This is a genomic window from Comamonas endophytica, assembly GCF_023634805.2.
In the GTDB taxonomy this organism is placed as follows: Bacteria; Pseudomonadota; Gammaproteobacteria; order Burkholderiales; family Burkholderiaceae_C; genus Comamonas; species Comamonas endophytica.
The window spans coordinates 2,287,614-2,302,784 of record NZ_CP106881.1 but is presented as its reverse complement, the minus strand read 5'-3'; the positions used below and the strand labels follow the sequence as shown (position 1 = coordinate 2,302,784).

Here is a 15,171-nt window from a genome sequence, read left to right as displayed (position 1 = left end):
CTCAGGCGGCCTTCTTGCCGGCGGATTGCTCGGCCTTGGCCAGCTCGGCCAGCACTTCCTCGGCCCAGGCCCTGGGCGCCATCGGGAAGCCCAGGCGCGCGCGGCTGTCGAGGTAGGCCTTGGCGACGGCACGCGCCAGGTTGCGGATGCGGCCGATATAGGCCGCGCGCTCGGTCACGGAGATCGCGCCGCGCGCATCCAGCAGGTTGAAGCTGTGCGCGGCCTTGAGCACCTGCTCGTAGGCCGGCAGCGGCAGCGACTGGGTCATCAGGTGCTGGGCCTGCTTTTCATGCGCGGCAAAGGCGGTGAACAGGAAGTCGGCGTCGGCATGCTCGAAGTTGTAGGTCGACTGTTCGACCTCGTTCTGGTGGTAGACATCGCCATAGGTCAGCGTGTCGGTCCACTGCAGGTTGTAGACGTTGTCCACGCCCTGCAGGTACATCGCCAGGCGCTCCAGGCCATAGGTGATCTCGCCGGTCGCGGGCTTGCAGTCGATGCCGCCGACCTGCTGGAAATAGGTGAACTGCGTCACTTCCATGCCGTTGAGCCAGACTTCCCAGCCCAGGCCCCAGGCGCCGAGCGTCGGATTCTCCCAATCGTCCTCGACGAAGCGGATGTCGTTCTTCTTCAGATCGAAGCCCAGCGCTTCGAGCGAGCCCAGGTAGAGCTCGAGGATGTTGTCGGGCGCGGGCTTGAGCACCACCTGGTACTGGTAGTAGTGCTGCAGGCGGTTCGGGTTCTCGCCGTAGCGGCCGTCCTTGGGGCGGCGGCTGGGCTGGACATAGGCCGCCTTCCAGGGCTCGGGGCCCAGGGCGCGCAGGAAAGTCGCGGTATGCGAGGTGCCCGCGCCCACTTCCATGTCATAGGGCTGCAACAGGGCGCAGCCCTGGGCGTCCCAGTACGACTGCAGTTTCAGGATGATTTGTTGGAATGTCAGCATGACTTCTAGAGCTTGCGGCAGGCCGTCCTGCGCTTACGTTAGGTGCGCGCGCAATGCGCGTAAACCGTGATTTTATGCCGGCCCCCGCATCAAGCGCCTGGCCTGGCCCCCATGGGCATGCGCGCCAGGCGGCCAAAACCTACGCCGAGGACGCCGGACCGGCCCCTACAATGGACCGAAGGTTTGAAACTCCAGGGCGATCCATGAGTCTGCTGAACATCATCACCAAGCAACTGATCGAAGTCATCGAATGGACCGATGACTCGCGCGACACGCTGTCCTACCGCTGGCCCGACCAGGACAAGGAAATCAAGAACGGCGCGCAGCTGATCGTGCGCGAGTCGCAGCAGGTGCAGTTCGTCTCGGAAGGCCAGTTCGCCGACCTGTTCCAGCCCGGCCGGCACACGCTCACCACGCAGAACGTGCCGATCCTGTCGACGCTGCAGGGCTGGAAGTACGGCTTCCAGTCGCCCTTCAAGTGCGACATCTACTACCTCAACACGCGGCTGTTCACGGGCAACAAGTGGGGCACGGCCAACCCGGTGATGCTGCGCGACAAGGACTTCGGCGTGGTGCGCATCCGCGCCTTCGGCTCCTATGACTTCCGCATCGTCGAGGCGCCGAAATTCCTCAGGGAGGTCGCCGGCACCGACCAGAACTTCCGGCTCGACGAGTTCGCCGACACCATGCGCTCGCGCATCGTCAGCGTGTTCACCGAGGCCCTGGCCAAGGCCCACGTGCCGGTGCTCGACGTGGCCACGCGCTACGGCGACCTGGGCGAGGCGCTGCTGCAGCTGATCAACCCGGCCATGCGCGAGAAGTACGGCCTGGAGATCAGCAGCTTCATTCTCGAGAACGTGTCGGTGCCGCCCGAAGTCGAGCAGGCCATCGACAAGCGCTCGAGCATGGGCGCCATCGGCAACCTCAACGACTATGTGAAATACCAGATGGGCCAGGCCATGGGCGCCGGCGGCGAAGGCGCCGCCGCGGCCACCATGCCCGCGACCATGGCCATGGGCTTCGGCATGGCGCAGGAGATGATGCGCGGCATGCAGTCCCAGCCCGCGGGCACTGGCGCTCCGGGCACGGGCACGGCTTCGGCGCCGGACCCATTCTCGCCAGCCGCCGCCCAGGCTGCCCAGGCCCCTGCGGCTCCGGCTGCCGCGGCTTCGGCCGGCGCGGCATCGGCCGCCGCGCTTCAGGTGCTCACGCCCGAGCAGGTGGCACAGCTGCTGGGCGTGGGCCTGCCCGATGTGATGGCCGAAATCGAGTCCGGCCAGCTCAAGGCGCGCAGGATCGGCAGCAGCTGGCGCATCGCGCAAGGCGCCCTCGACGAATACCTGCGCGGCTGACTTCCTGCAGATCGACCGGCGCCGCCCTGGTGCCCAGATGCCATGGCCGTGAATCCAGAACCCTCCCGCTCCTCCGATGCCGGCTTCACGGCAGCGCCCGACGCGCCCCGCCCCGCGCTGGTCGGCAGGCATCCCTGCCCCGAATGCGGCGCCAACCTCGAATGGAGCCCCAAGGCCCAGTCGCTGCGGTGCCCCTACTGCGGCACGCTGGTGCCCTGGACCGAGGCGCAGCGCGAGGAGCTGGGCAACGCCGTGGTCGAGCAGGACCTCGCGGCCGCGCTGCGGCATCCGCAATCCGGCCGCGGGTGGGGTGCCGAGCGCCAGGAAGTGCAGTGCCAGAACTGCCGCGCGATCTCGGTGTTCATCGACGGGCGCACGGCCCAGCGCTGCGATTTCTGCGGCTCGCCGGCGATCGTCGCGCACGAGGAGCGCAACGACGCGATCACGCCGCAAAGCATCCTGCCGTTCAAGATCAGCGAGCCCCAGGTGCGCGACGCGATCCGCAAGTGGTATGGCTCGCGCTGGTTCGCGCCCGGCAAGCTCAAGAATGCCGCGCTGACCGACACCCTCAAGGGCCTGTACCTGCCCTACTGGACCTTCGACGCCCATGTGCAGGCCGCCTGGGAGGCCGAGGCGGGCTTTTTCTACTACACCACCGAGACCTACCGCGACGCCAACGGCAACCTGCAGACCCGCCAGGTCCAGCATGTGCGCTGGGAGCCCGCCGCGGGGAATCTCGCGCATTTCTTCGATGACGCGCTGGTGCCGGGCACGGTGGGCGTGCATGCCGCGCTGCTGCGCAGGATCGAGCCCTTCCCGACCACCACCGACCTCAAGCCCTACACGCCCGAATTCGTGCGCGGCTGGACCGTCGAGCGCTACCAGGTCGACCTGGGCCAGGCGGCCGGGATCAACCAGCAGGAGATGGACGCCGCGGTGCGCCAGCTGTGCGCGCAGCAGGTGCCCGGCGACACCCAGCGCAACCTGCGCGTGCAGGCCCGCTACCAGGGCCGGACCTTCAAGCACACGCTGATGCCGGTCTGGCTCGTGGGCTACACCTATGGCAGCAAGAGCTACCAGATCGTGGCCAACGGCTATACCGGGCAGATCGCCGGCGAGCAGCCTTACAGCTGGGTGAAGATCGCGCTGGTCGTGCTTTTCGCGCTGCTGATCGGTCTGCTGCTGCTGTCGGCGAACCAATAGCCGGCATTTGCAGAGCTTGCGCGTGATGTGTATGCACCGGCCGCACTACCAACGAGCCATGCATGTGCTTTGCATGTTTGCCCTGTGCCGGTATTGTCGGCCTGCAAAGGCATTCAAGTAAGATTCGCAGCAGCCTCGTAACTTCTGGAAACAGCGTTGTATTCGCTTGATGAATGGCGGGGCTCACCCTTTCCATTTCGAGGTTGCAGGCCTCCTGTTCCAGGCAATAGGTCGGAACCTACTATTCATATGCAGCAAGCCATCGCCGTCATCATCCCCAGTTACAAGGTGCGCGCACATATTCTGGGTGTCATCGATGCCATAGGCCCCGAGGTGAGCCGAATCTATGTGGTGGACGACTGTTGTCCTGAAAGTTCCGGCAGCCATGTCGAAACCCACTGCAGGGATGAGCGCGTCACCGTCATTCGCCACAGCATGAACCAGGGTGTTGGCGGCGCCGTGATGACCGGCTACCGGGCAGCCCTCACGGACGATATGGATATTCTGGTCAAGATCGATGGTGACGGCCAGATGGATCCGGAACTGATCATGGAATTCGCAGCCCCTATTGCAGCCGGAGAAGCAGACTACACCAAAGGCAATAGATTTTTCAATCTTGAAAAAATTCGTTCCATGCCTGCCATGCGCTTGTTCGGCAACGCGGTATTGTCTTTGATGTGCAAATTATCCTCAGGCTACTGGAATCTTTTCGACCCGACCAATGGCTTCACCGCCATTCACGCGAATACTGCGCACCACTTGCCTTTCGACAAGATAAGTCGCCGCTATTTTTTCGAGACGGACATGCTTTTCAGATTGAACAACATGCGTGCCGTGGTCGTCGACATTCCGATGGACGCAAAATATGGGGATGAAAAAAGCAATCTGAAGATCAGCAGGGTAGCAGGGGAATTTTTTATAAAGCACTTGAAGAATTCTTTCAAGCGAATTTTCTATAACTATTACCTGCGCGATATGTCGCTGGCATCCATGGAACTGCCACTGGGCCTTGCCCTGCTGGGTTTCGGCATAAGCTATGGTGGTTACCATTGGCTCAACTCCTTCCATCAGGGGATCTCCACTCCCGCCGGGACGGTAATGCTCGCAGCAATGCCGACATTGATGGGACTGCAGTTGATTCTTTCCTTTATTTCCTACGACATAGCTTCTGTCCCGCGTCGACCCATTTCTCCGTATCTATCCTCTGCACGCCGCGGCAAATGACGACATGCGCCAGTTCATGACTTATATGGCAATTGGCGTTTTCTGCGCGCTGCTCGACATCGGGCTGATGCAGCTGCTCATCCTGTCGGAAACGAACTATATTCTCGCCACAACGGCAGGCTTTGCGGCAAGTCTGTGCGTCAATTTCCTTCTGCACATGAATCTGACTTTCAAGGCCATTTACTCGCACGGGTCGCTCGTGCGCTACCTTTGCGTGGTCTTGGCCAACTACTGTCTCACGCTCCTGACTGTTTCAATTTTCCATGCCTGGCTCGACATGGCTATCCTGGGAAAGATCCTGTCCTTGCCATTGGTTGCCATCAATGGTTATTTTTTCAGCAAGCACTGGATCTACAGGAACCCGGCCAACAATACATGAAGACACTGACGGCATTGCAAACGCTCCGCCTGTCAGCCTCATGCCTATTGGAACTAAGGCTGGCACCGTGACAGCAGGGATTCCTGATGCACCCTGTAAATTGAAAATTGAGGCTGCACTTCGGATTTCTTCATCAACTGTAAAGCTTCCGGGCACATTTGAGAGAGAGCTTGAAAATTTGCAGAAAACGACCCGTAATCCCAATCACCCGCAGTGAATACATAGGCCGATCGAGAAGTCAGAAGATGGCTTCTGAGCGTCTGCACCGAAACATTTTTCTCTTTCGCATCCAAGCGGAACAACGGAGTCCGGTTGAAGAATATTCCATATTGATAGTTACTGAATGCGAAAACATGGCTCTGGCTGCCAACGATTCCGTCGAAAACCTCCGCAGCATCAGAACCGAATTGGGAAATGAAGATCGCTCTATTGCCATCCTTCAACGCATCGGCATTGCGGTGATATGCCAAAAACATGCTCAGGATGACGAGAAGGAACGAAACACAAGCCATCCAGTGACGCTCGATCATCCCGCTACCTTGCTGCGCAGAAGCAGGGTTTTCAACCAAGGGATACTGCGATGTCAACGCATGCATGACCAGCAAGACAGACATCAATATCACATGCATTCCGTGACGCAGTTCATATGAACCGAGCGCGAACCAGATGATCAGATAAGGAAATACAAAAAACAGCCAAGAAAACCGAAGAGGCTTGCTCCTGAAAGCAAGCAAAACTGGAAGGATCAGTATGAATCCTATGCCTGGACTTGCTAGAACGTATGTCTTCACCGACTTGAAGACCGAATCGACGATGCCTCCGTTTTTCGTGACAATGTCCATCACACCTTGGTTGCTGGCAAACGAAGGGGCCAGAAAAACCGGCCAGATGGCAGCCAGGGCCATTGCTGCAATGCAGGGAGCGAGCACCTCCTTCTTCCAGCCCAAGCGCCAGACTCCATAGGCCGCCATGGCCGGCAGTGAAGCAAAACACCATACCAATCCAGGCTGCTTGGTCAGCGCCGCCATCAACGCGCAGGCGCTTGCTAATACCATCAGGCGCAACTCACGGCGCCTTGCATATTGCAGGATCAATGCGAGACTGGTGATCAACAAGGCGCTTGCCAACGGATCTGCATATGCCCAGTACAACAGGTTGGCAATACTGGCGATGGCGCCAATGGATAGCAGCAACGTAAGCCAGTTGACCCAGCTGCGCTGGCTTTTCGCCACGAAATCACCCAGCACGATGATGATCAACAGGCTGGGCAAACCAGCAATCAATTTGGCGAAAAAATGTGAAAAGTGAGTGCCTTGCGCGAGGAAAACGGAAGCGATCTCGTATGAGAAGAATTGTGGGTATGCGGCACCCGTATAGTACAGGTCGGGCTGCTTTCCCAATGCATGCTGCACTCCCCACATGCCCCAGCTGTAAATTTCATCGTGCCTGGAAAATCCTGTGGAAGTGGGTTTAAGTGCTGATATAAAAATCGCAATCAGCAAAAAACCAACGAACAATTTCGCAGGCAGGTTTTTACTCTGCCAAGCATTGCCCATCGAGCGGGCTAGCGCCAGCGAGAGCAGCACCACGACCAGGCACCAGCAAGCGAGGAATACCGCCTGCGGCAGCGGAAAATACTTGTTGAGGAGTGTGGCGACTGCCGCAGATGCAACCGCCATCAAAGTAAGGGCCGCATATTCCGCCACCGATAATTTTCGGGCATCGAACGCAGTGAGCATTTGCATGGAGAAGAAGCAAAAAGACGGAATTGGCATCAAGTGTAACACTCTGTAGACGAACCGGGCGTACATGGTGCATGTCACTGCGATGGCTTCTCTGGCCAAGCGTGCGCATTGGCCCAGACCCCTGCGGAGACTTGCAAGCGGTCCAGGCTTCAGTGACCACGTCACGCCTGCGGGTGCAAGACCTGCTTCGCCAATGGAACGTTCAAGCGCGGCTCCTACATAATCATCGGATTTTCACATGCTTGCAGGGAATTACCCCATCCTTTGCAACTGCGATAATCACCCGAAGCATTCGAGGCCATGAATTCGGCCGCATTATTTCGATTTGACCAATTTGACCTTGCAGAGCAACAACGTATTGAAAATCGAAGATTACAGCACTGCCGCATATTCCTAAGCAATATTTCACCGTGCGAATCTACAGAAAAACCATAGAAATCGGAGAACGAGCTTCCTAATAATCCACGAAGGCTTCTGACGAGCAAGTCCTTCAGCCGCGCCTGTCCTTCCAAGGAATCGAAATGCCCGAGAAAAAGAGTGTTTTATGTGTGGTAGGCACACGTCCGGAAGCCATAAAAATGGCGCCTGTCATTCTGGCTATGAAGAATGAGCCTTGGGCGCAGGTCCGGGTGCTGGCCACAGCCCAGCATCGCAACATGCTTGACCAGGTGCTGAACTTCTTCGGTATCAAGCCCGATATCGATCTGGACATCATGCTTCCCAATCAGGCATTGACCACTTTAACCGGCCGCCTGCTGCTCGAGGTGAATCAGATACTGGAAAAAGAGAATCCCGATGTGACCTTGGTACAGGGAGATACCACCACCGTGATGACGGTGGCACTGGCTTGTTTCTATCATCATATTCCCGTCGGCCATGTGGAAGCGGGGCTGCGCACCTGGAACATGCACAACCCCTTTCCCGAGGAGGCCAACCGGGTGATTGCCGGCAAGCTCGCGCACTGGCATTTCGCGCCCACCGAGGGCTCGCGCCAGAACCTGCTGCGCGAAGGCGTGGCGGACCGGAACCTGCTGGTCACCGGCAATACCGTGATCGATGCCTTGCTGATGGCTGCCGCCAGGGAACTGCGGATCGGCATCGACATCGATGCGCGAAAGCGCCTGGTGCTCGTCACCTCGCACCGGCGCGAGAACTTCGGCGCACCGCTGCGCGAGATCTGCCGCGCGCTGCGCACGCTGGCCACCGCCAACCCCGAGGTGCAGTTCCTCTATCCGGTGCATCCGAATCCGAACGTCAGGGATGTGGCCCACGAGCTGCTGGGCGGCTGCCCCAACATCCGCCTGTGCGATCCGCTGGACTACGCGCCCTTCGTGGCGGCCATGAAGCAGGCCTACCTGATCATCAGCGATTCCGGCGGCGTGCAGGAGGAGGCGCCGGCGCTGGGCAAGCCAGTGCTGGTGCTGCGCGACGAGACCGAACGCCCCGAGGCCGTGGACCAGGGGGTGGTCAAGCTGGTGGGGCCGAACCACGACCGCATCGTCAGCGAAGCGCAGCGCCTGCTCGACGACGAGCAGGCCTACCGCGCGATGGCGCGCGGGATATCGCCCTATGGCGACGGGCGGGCCTCGGGGCGCATCATCAAGGCCCTGCGGGAGCACTTCGCGTGAACCGCCTGATCTATCTTTCTCCGGTGCCCTGGGCCAGTTTCGCCCAGCGCCCGCAGAAATTCGTCGAGTGGTTCCACGCGCGCACCGGCAGCGAGACGATCTGGGTCGACCCCTACCCCACGCGGCTGCCCCGGCTGTCGGATCTGCGGCGCATCCACCTGGCCGCGACACCTGCCGCGCAAGCACCGCCGCGCTGGCTGCGCGTGCTCAAGCCGCTGGCGTTGCCGATCGAGCCTCTGCCCGGCTCAGGCTGGATCAATGTCTTTTGGCACCCGACGCTCATGGCGCTCGAGCGCTTTGCCCGCGGCCACGACACGCTGGTCGTGGCCGGCAAGCCGAGCGTATTCGCGCTGGCCGTGCTCGAGCGGCTCAAGAACGCGCATTCGCTCTATGACGCAATGGACGAGTTCCCGGCGTTCTACACCGGAATCTCGCGCCGGGCCATGGCCCGGCGCGAAAGAAAGCTGGTGCGCCAGGTCGATACGCTTTGGGTCACGAGCACGCGCCTGCAGCAATGCTGGAGCCCTTTGCGGCCCGACCTGCGTTGCGTCGCGAATGCGCTCGACGACAGGCTGATGCCCGCGCCGCGCGTGCGCGACCACGGCCTGCAGGCCAAGGTGTTCGGCTATGCCGGCACGATCGCCAGCTGGTTCGACTGGAACTGGGTGATCGCGCTGGCCCGGGCACGGCCTCTGGACGTGGTCCGCCTGATCGGGCCGGTATTCCATGCCGCGCCGGCGGCGCTGCCCGGGAACATCGAACTGCTGCCGGGGCGCTCGCATCCGGCGGCACTCGGTGCGATGCGCGAATTCGATGTGGGCCTGATTCCCTTCCTCAGCAATGACCTGACGGCCTCGGTCGATCCCATCAAGTTCTATGAATACCGCGCGCTGAATCTGCCGGTGATCTCCACCCGGTTTGGCGAAATGGCGCTGCGCGCGCAGGAACCCGGCACCTTCATCAGCCTGTCGGAGCAGGACACCGCCGCACTGGCCGACGCGGCGCTGGCGCTGGCGAACGATTGCGCCGCCGCGCGGGAATTCGCGGCCCGCAACACCTGGAAGCGCCGCTTCGACGCGGCGCAGCTCCTGCCATGAGCGCCGCTGGCACGGCAGGCGGCTGCGCACCTCCATGCCCGCCCGAAGCGGGCATGGCCCCCTTTTGATCCACGCGAAGGCCTTGCATGCCCTCAGCTTTCCAGACCACCGATCCCCACGCGCCAGCGCCCACGTCCCTGCCGGCGCTGGCCGCAAGCCTGTGGCGCCACCGCGCGCTGATCCTGCAGCTGACCCGGCGCGAGGTGGTGGGCCGCTACAAGGGCTCCGTCATGGGCATGGCCTGGTCGTTCTTCAACCCGGTGTTCATGCTGGCGGTCTACACCTTCGTGTTTTCCGTCGTCTTCCAGGCGCGCTGGGGCCCGGGCAGCAACGAGAGCCGCACGCAGTTCGCCGTGGTGCTGTTCGTCGGGATGATCGTGCACGGCCTGTTTGCCGAGGTGCTCAACCGCTCGCCCGGCTTGATCCTTGCCAACACCAACTATGTCAAGAAGGTGCCGTTCCCGCTGGAGATCCTGCCGGTGGTCAGCATGGGCACGGCGCTGTTCCACGGCTTCGTGAGCCTGGGCGTGCTGCTGCTGGCCTTTTTCCTGTTCAACGGCTACCTGCACTGGAGCGTGCTGCTGGCACCGCTGGTCCTGCTGCCGCTCGTGGTGCTGACGCTGGGCCTGGCATGGCTGCTTGCCTCGATGGGCGTGTTCCTGCGCGACGTGGGCCAGACCATCGCCATCATCACCATGGTGATGATGTTCCTGGCGCCGGTGTTCTACCCGGTCACCGCATTGCCGCCGCAGTACCGCCCCTGGCTCATGGCCAACCCGCTGACCTTCATCATCGAGCAGATGCGCGCCGTGCTGATCTGGGGCAGGCTGCCGGACTGGTCCGGGCTGGCGCTCTACACGCTGGCCGCGACAGCCGTCGCCTGGGCCGGCTATGCCTGGTTCCAGAAGACCAGGAAAGGCTTTTCCGATGTGCTCTGACGATATCGCCATCCGCGTCAGCCAGCTCGCCAAGTGCTACCAGATCTACGGCAACCCGCGCGACCGCCTGAAGCAATTCGTGCTCCCGCGCCTGCAGCGGCTGCTGGGCAGTCCGGCCAGGCAATACTTCCGCGAGTTCTGGGCCCTGCAGGGGCTGTCCTTCGAGGTGCGCAAGGGAGAGACCGTCGGCATCATCGGGCGCAACGGCTCGGGCAAATCCACCCTGCTGCAGATCATCTGCGGCACGGTCGCTCCCACCGGCGGCAAGGTCTCGATCCAGGGCCGGGTAGCGGCGCTGCTGGAGCTGGGCGCGGGCTTCAATGCCGAGTTCACCGGCCGGGAGAACGTGCTGCTGACGGCCGCCGTACTGGGATTTCCCCAGCAGAGCATGCAGGCGCGCATGGCCCAGGTCCTGGCGTTTTCCGAACTCGGGGATTTCCTCGACCAGCCGGTCAAGACCTATTCCAGCGGCATGTACGCCCGGCTGGCTTTCTCGATTGCCATCCATGTCGACCCGGACATCCTGGTGGTCGATGAGGCCCTGTCCGTGGGCGATGCGCGCTTCGTGGCCAAGTGCATGCGGCGCATCAAGGAGATCCAGGAGCGCGGCGCGACCATTTTGTTCGTCAGCCATGACGTGAGCTCGGTGCGCACCCTGTGCCAGCGCGCCATCTGGCTGGACAGCGGCCAACTGGTCGAAGACGGCGAAGTATTTCCGATCTCCGGGAAATACATGGAATTCATGCTCGGGGACGATGCATCTTCGGCCCCGGCGCAAAGGGTGGAGATGGCAGGGCCGGCGCCACCGGATGCAGCGAACGGGAAGGCGGCAGGGTCGCCCGAAAACTCCCATGGCCTGGACAACCGCCCCGTCACGCATTGGGGATCGCACAAGGGCCTGGTTCTCGCTGCCTCGATCTGCAATGTCCAGGGAGTGCGCAAAGACATCATCCCCTGGGGCGAGGCCATGCACATCATCGTCGATGTGCGGATCCCGCCCGATGTTTCGCGCGAACAGCTGTGCATCGCATTTTCCATCAAGGACCTGCAGGGGACTGACCTCATCGTCTCCACCACCTATGAACAGTCGACCGCGCTGCCCGAAAGCGATCGCTTCAGAGTGATTTTCCGCACGATCAATCACCTCGTTTCCGGGAAATACGTTCTGGTGGTGGCAGTGGAGAACAGATTCAACCGCAGCATTTCGCATTATTACGAATATCTCGAAGGCGCCCATTACTTTTCCTCTTTGGCCGACGAACGCCTGTTTGGGATATTTCATCCTGCAATAAAGCAACTGACGCAAAGCACCTAAATGCAAGACAACCCCGACATCAATTCGAACACGTATTGGAACCATCGTTTCTCAACCGACTGGGAAACATGCGATGGTCCGCGGCAGTCGCGTTTCTTTGCCAGGCTGGCCATCGAGAACATGCCGGCATGGCTGTTCCAGCAGATAAGAATCCAGGCCTTGAGCGTCGCGGACTGGGGATGTGCACAAGGCGATGGAACCGATTACCTGGGAAGCCATATCCCCTGCGAGCAATTGGCAGGCGTTGATTTTTCCGAAACAGCCGTCCAGCAAGCCGCAGGCCGCTATCCCGCCATACGCTTTCTATCCGAGAACTGGGTCGACAGCCAGGCGCCACAGGCAGAGCAGTTCGACATGGTTTTCTCCTCCAACACTCTGGAACATTTCCACAATCCATGGAAAACACTGGACTCGCTCATCACCCGGACCAGAAAATGCCTGATCCTGATGTTGCCATATGGGGAAATCAACAGAATCACGGAGCACTTCTATTCATTCCTTGCCGAGAATATTCCCGGCGAACTGAATGAAAGCTTCCGCTTGATCTGGTCCAGAGTGATTGACTGCACAAAACTGCCCGACAGTCTATGGCCTGGAGAGCAAATACTGCTCATCTACGCAGAAAAATCCTGGCTGCAGTCTCTCAAACCCACCTTGGGCAATTTTGAAATAGGGCATTTCGATGTCAACGCCAAAATATCCGATCTCACAGAGCAAGCCGATTCGCAGCGCAAGGAGATATCCAAACTGAAAAACGAGGCAGAAGCCCATCTCGGTGAAATATCCGATCTCATCAATCAGGCGCAAGCTCAAAGCAGCGAAATATCCAAGCTGAAAATCGAGGCCGAAGCCCAACTCAGCAAAACAACCCATCTCGCACATCAGACGGAAGACCAAAGCAGAGAAATATCCAGGCTCACGCATCAAGCGGAAGTCCAACGCATTGAAATCCTCGATCTGACACAAAAGTCGGAAACCCAATGCAATGAAATTCTCGAACTCACACAGCAGCTGGAAAATCAAAGCAATGAGAACTCCCATCTTGCACAGCAAGCCGAACATCAAATCATTGAAATAGCAAATCTCAAAAAAGCACTGCAGAAAAACGAACTGGCATTGTCTTTGCACCACAGGGAAATCCATCACCTCAAACAGGATATCTCCACGAAGGAGGATCTGCTGACAGAATTCGAGGCCTATCGACAGGACAAAGAAAATTACATTGCCCAACTTCTGCTCGAACTTCAAGCAGAAAAACCCAAATCCTCCAGGATGCATGGAAAATTTCCAAAAATAATCGCCAGGGTTCCTTACTATGCACGTGCATCCATGAATATCATAAGAAACAGGGGCTTCATCGGCTATGCCAAGGCAGTGAAAAACAAGCTGACAGGACGTCCGCAGGATCTACATACCAGCTACATACAGCCCTTGCCAGTGGCTTCGGGTCCGGCAAAACCGGCAGTGCGCCCGCTGCTCGAAGAGGATCTGGTCATCATCACCGGCGTGCCTTTCGATGATGTGGGCGGAGGCCAAAGAGCAGCGCAGCTCGCACGCTGTGCGTTGAAGACCGGGCGAAACGTCGTCTATCTTTACATCTATCAAAAATTCGACTTCGAGATGAACCAGCATGTGGAGTCCAACGTTCAATTGCAAGGATTGACCCATCTCCATATTGCCGCCACTTCCCCGGAAACTGTACTGCGCATGATTTCAAGCCGGTCGACTGTCATCTTCGAGTTCCCTCACCCTGCGGCCATACCCTATCTCGATTCATTCAACAAAAGGGGCCTGAGAACTGTTTTCGAATTGATCGATGACTGGGAAACAAGCCTGGGTGGCGGCTGGTTCGACATCGATGTATATCGCCGGTTCGTGGCGGATTCGCAAAGCGTCACGGGCACTGCAAAACTTCTGGTCGAACGGCTGCGGCAAAACAACCGCAGCGATGCCATCTATTCTCCAAACGCAGCCAACGAATATATTTTCGACAAATACAAGACGTACAGGCGCCCCAGCGACCTGCAGAAAGAGTGGCAGCGCATCGGCCTGTACTTTGGTTCTCTGTACGGAGAATGGTTCGCCTGGGACTACCTCAAGGAAGCAGCAATTGCCAACGCCGGTACCGCTTTTGTCCTGATCGGCGACAGACCCGAAGGGAAATCCTTGCCCAGCAACGTCCATATGCTTGGTGCGAAAAGCATAGAGGAATTGCCTGGCTACCTGGCTCATTCGGACTTCTGCCTGCTGCCATTTTCCCCAGGAAAAATTTCGGATGCCGTCTCACCCATAAAGATATTTGAATATCTTTTTTCGGGAAAGACGGTCGTTTCCACCAATCTCCCCGAGGTGAACGGCTACCCCGGAGTGCTGATTGGGAATTCCCCGGGAGAGTTTGCGCAATGGTGCTCCAATCTTGACATGGTTTCTCTGCCCACCCTCGAAAATGACAGGTTCATTTCGCAGAACTCCTGGTTCTCAAGGCTGGACGTCCTGCTTGGCAAACAGCGATCAATGCGCTTCGAAAAATCCGTCAGCGCCGTCATACTCATACACAACAACCAGAAGATCATCGGAAGATGCCTTGAAACCTTGCTGCATCACAGCCAGTCCTACCTCAAGGAGATCATTGTGGTCGACAATTCCAGCTCCGATGGCGGAGCCGAATATGTCGAAATGAATTTCCCCACAGTCAAGCTGATACGCAATCCGGTCAATGGCTGCTCTTCGGGACGCAATCTTGGCGCTGCCAGTGCCACAGGCAAATATCTGGCATTTTTCGACTCCGACCAATGGTTCACTTCCTCAAGCTGCTTCGAGGAGGCTCTGACCCTTCTCGAGCGGGATGCGAACATAGGGGCCATCGGCTGGGGCGCAGGCTGGTTCGACAGGAACCATTCCGATCTTGGCGGAATGATCACCGATTATTGCCCGCACAGAGGCATGAACCAAAGCGCAGTGTCCAGAGGCTACAGAGCAGATATCGGCTATCTGGCAACGTGCGGCTTCTTCATACCCAAGTCTGTGTTCGATGCCACTTCTGGATTCGATGTCTTCTACGATCCAACCTGTTTCGAAGACACCGACCTGTCCTTTCAAATAAAACAGCTGGGCCTGGACGTCTGCTACCGGGATCTGACAGGCATCCGGCACCAGCCCCACCAGACGACTGGGGCCAATTCCGGATCCGATACCTACAACAGGCTATTCAACAGAAACGCCAACTATTTCAAGGAAAAATGGAAAGACCACGGTCATTTCCTGGTGGAATATTTGGAATAGCAAAGACAGCTCCGTGCGCTGCCCTTTTCATCCAGGAGGCACATCGTGGGGCATGCGTGCAGGCCACC

11 protein-coding genes are annotated in these 15,171 nt (G+C 59.0%); 9 read left to right on the top strand and 2 right to left on the bottom strand.

Annotated features, from left to right (window positions below; all coding sequences use genetic code 11):
* Window position 1 precedes the first annotated feature (1 nt).
* Entirely contained in the window at window positions 2–940 is a 939-nt protein-coding gene (glyQ, locus tag M9799_RS10330; protein WP_231041595.1) for a glycine--tRNA ligase subunit alpha, read from the bottom strand.
* 203 nt (window positions 941–1,143) lie between these two features.
* Between glyQ and M9799_RS10325 the strand changes: the two genes are divergently transcribed.
* From M9799_RS10325 to M9799_RS10310, 4 genes are all read left to right on the top strand, one after another.
* Complete coding sequence (locus M9799_RS10325) at window positions 1,144–2,292, top strand: SPFH and helix-turn-helix domain-containing protein (RefSeq protein ID WP_231041594.1); 1,149 nt, start codon at window positions 1,144–1,146, stop codon at window positions 2,290–2,292.
* A gap of 117 nt (window positions 2,293–2,409) precedes the next feature.
* Window positions 2,410–3,495, top strand: coding sequence for a TFIIB-type zinc ribbon-containing protein (locus M9799_RS10320; protein WP_255662410.1), 1,086 nt, complete (start codon window positions 2,410–2,412; stop codon window positions 3,493–3,495).
* Window positions 3,496–3,744: 249 nt separating this feature from the next.
* The gene (locus M9799_RS10315) at window positions 3,745–4,719 is read left to right on the top strand and encodes a glycosyltransferase family 2 protein (RefSeq protein ID WP_231041592.1); all 975 of its coding nucleotides are present in this window, start codon (window positions 3,745–3,747) and stop codon (window positions 4,717–4,719) included.
* Window positions 4,720–4,723: 4 nt separating this feature from the next.
* Window positions 4,724–5,098: a GtrA family protein gene (locus M9799_RS10310; protein WP_231041591.1), complete on the top strand. Its 375-nt coding sequence runs from the start codon at window positions 4,724–4,726 to the stop codon at window positions 5,096–5,098.
* A 53-nt stretch (window positions 5,099–5,151) separates the two neighbouring features.
* Here M9799_RS10310 and M9799_RS10305 read toward each other — a convergent pair whose 3' ends face one another.
* A complete protein-coding gene (locus tag M9799_RS10305) occupies window positions 5,152–6,843 on the bottom strand; it encodes a hypothetical protein (RefSeq protein ID WP_231041590.1) in 1,692 nt (563 codons plus the stop codon).
* A 521-nt stretch (window positions 6,844–7,364) separates the two neighbouring features.
* Between M9799_RS10305 and wecB the strand changes: the two genes are divergently transcribed.
* The 5 genes from wecB to M9799_RS10280 all read left to right on the top strand — a co-directional run bounded on the left by wecB (window position 7,365) and on the right by M9799_RS10280 (window position 15,103).
* Complete coding sequence (gene wecB, locus M9799_RS10300; protein WP_231041589.1) at window positions 7,365–8,471, top strand: non-hydrolyzing UDP-N-acetylglucosamine 2-epimerase; 1,107 nt, start codon at window positions 7,365–7,367, stop codon at window positions 8,469–8,471.
* The gene (locus M9799_RS10295) at window positions 8,468–9,568 is read left to right on the top strand and encodes a glycosyltransferase family protein (protein WP_231041588.1); all 1,101 of its coding nucleotides are present in this window, start codon (window positions 8,468–8,470) and stop codon (window positions 9,566–9,568) included. The genes wecB and M9799_RS10295 overlap by 4 nt, the downstream gene beginning before the upstream one ends.
* An 86-nt stretch (window positions 9,569–9,654) precedes the next feature.
* Window positions 9,655–10,506, top strand: coding sequence for an ABC transporter permease (locus M9799_RS10290; protein WP_231041587.1), 852 nt, complete (start codon window positions 9,655–9,657; stop codon window positions 10,504–10,506).
* Window positions 10,496–11,821: an ABC transporter ATP-binding protein gene (locus M9799_RS10285; RefSeq protein ID WP_231041586.1), complete on the top strand. Its 1,326-nt coding sequence runs from the start codon at window positions 10,496–10,498 to the stop codon at window positions 11,819–11,821. Before M9799_RS10290 ends, M9799_RS10285 begins: the two co-directional genes overlap by 11 nt.
* Complete coding sequence (locus M9799_RS10280; RefSeq protein ID WP_231041585.1) at window positions 11,822–15,103, top strand: glycosyltransferase; 3,282 nt, start codon at window positions 11,822–11,824, stop codon at window positions 15,101–15,103.
* Window positions 15,104–15,171: the final 68 nt, after the last annotated feature.

Excerpts from the sequence above, each read along its gene's own strand:
- M9799_RS10280 (WP_231041585.1), top strand. The coding sequence starts at position 11,822 with ATGCAAGACAACCCCGACATCAATTCGAACACGTATTGGAACCATCGT.
- M9799_RS10305 (WP_231041590.1), bottom strand. The coding sequence starts at position 6,843 with ATGCAAATGCTCACTGCGTTCGATGCCCGAAAATTATCGGTGGCGGAA.
- M9799_RS10290 (WP_231041587.1), top strand. The coding sequence starts at position 9,655 with ATGCCCTCAGCTTTCCAGACCACCGATCCCCACGCGCCAGCGCCCACG.
- glyQ (WP_231041595.1), bottom strand. The coding sequence starts at position 940 with ATGCTGACATTCCAACAAATCATCCTGAAACTGCAGTCGTACTGGGAC.
- M9799_RS10325 (WP_231041594.1), top strand. The coding sequence starts at position 1,144 with ATGAGTCTGCTGAACATCATCACCAAGCAACTGATCGAAGTCATCGAA.
- M9799_RS10285 (WP_231041586.1), top strand. The coding sequence starts at position 10,496 with ATGTGCTCTGACGATATCGCCATCCGCGTCAGCCAGCTCGCCAAGTGC.
- M9799_RS10310 (WP_231041591.1), top strand. The coding sequence starts at position 4,724 with ATGCGCCAGTTCATGACTTATATGGCAATTGGCGTTTTCTGCGCGCTG.
- M9799_RS10315 (WP_231041592.1), top strand. The coding sequence starts at position 3,745 with ATGCAGCAAGCCATCGCCGTCATCATCCCCAGTTACAAGGTGCGCGCA.
- wecB (WP_231041589.1), top strand. The coding sequence starts at position 7,365 with ATGCCCGAGAAAAAGAGTGTTTTATGTGTGGTAGGCACACGTCCGGAA.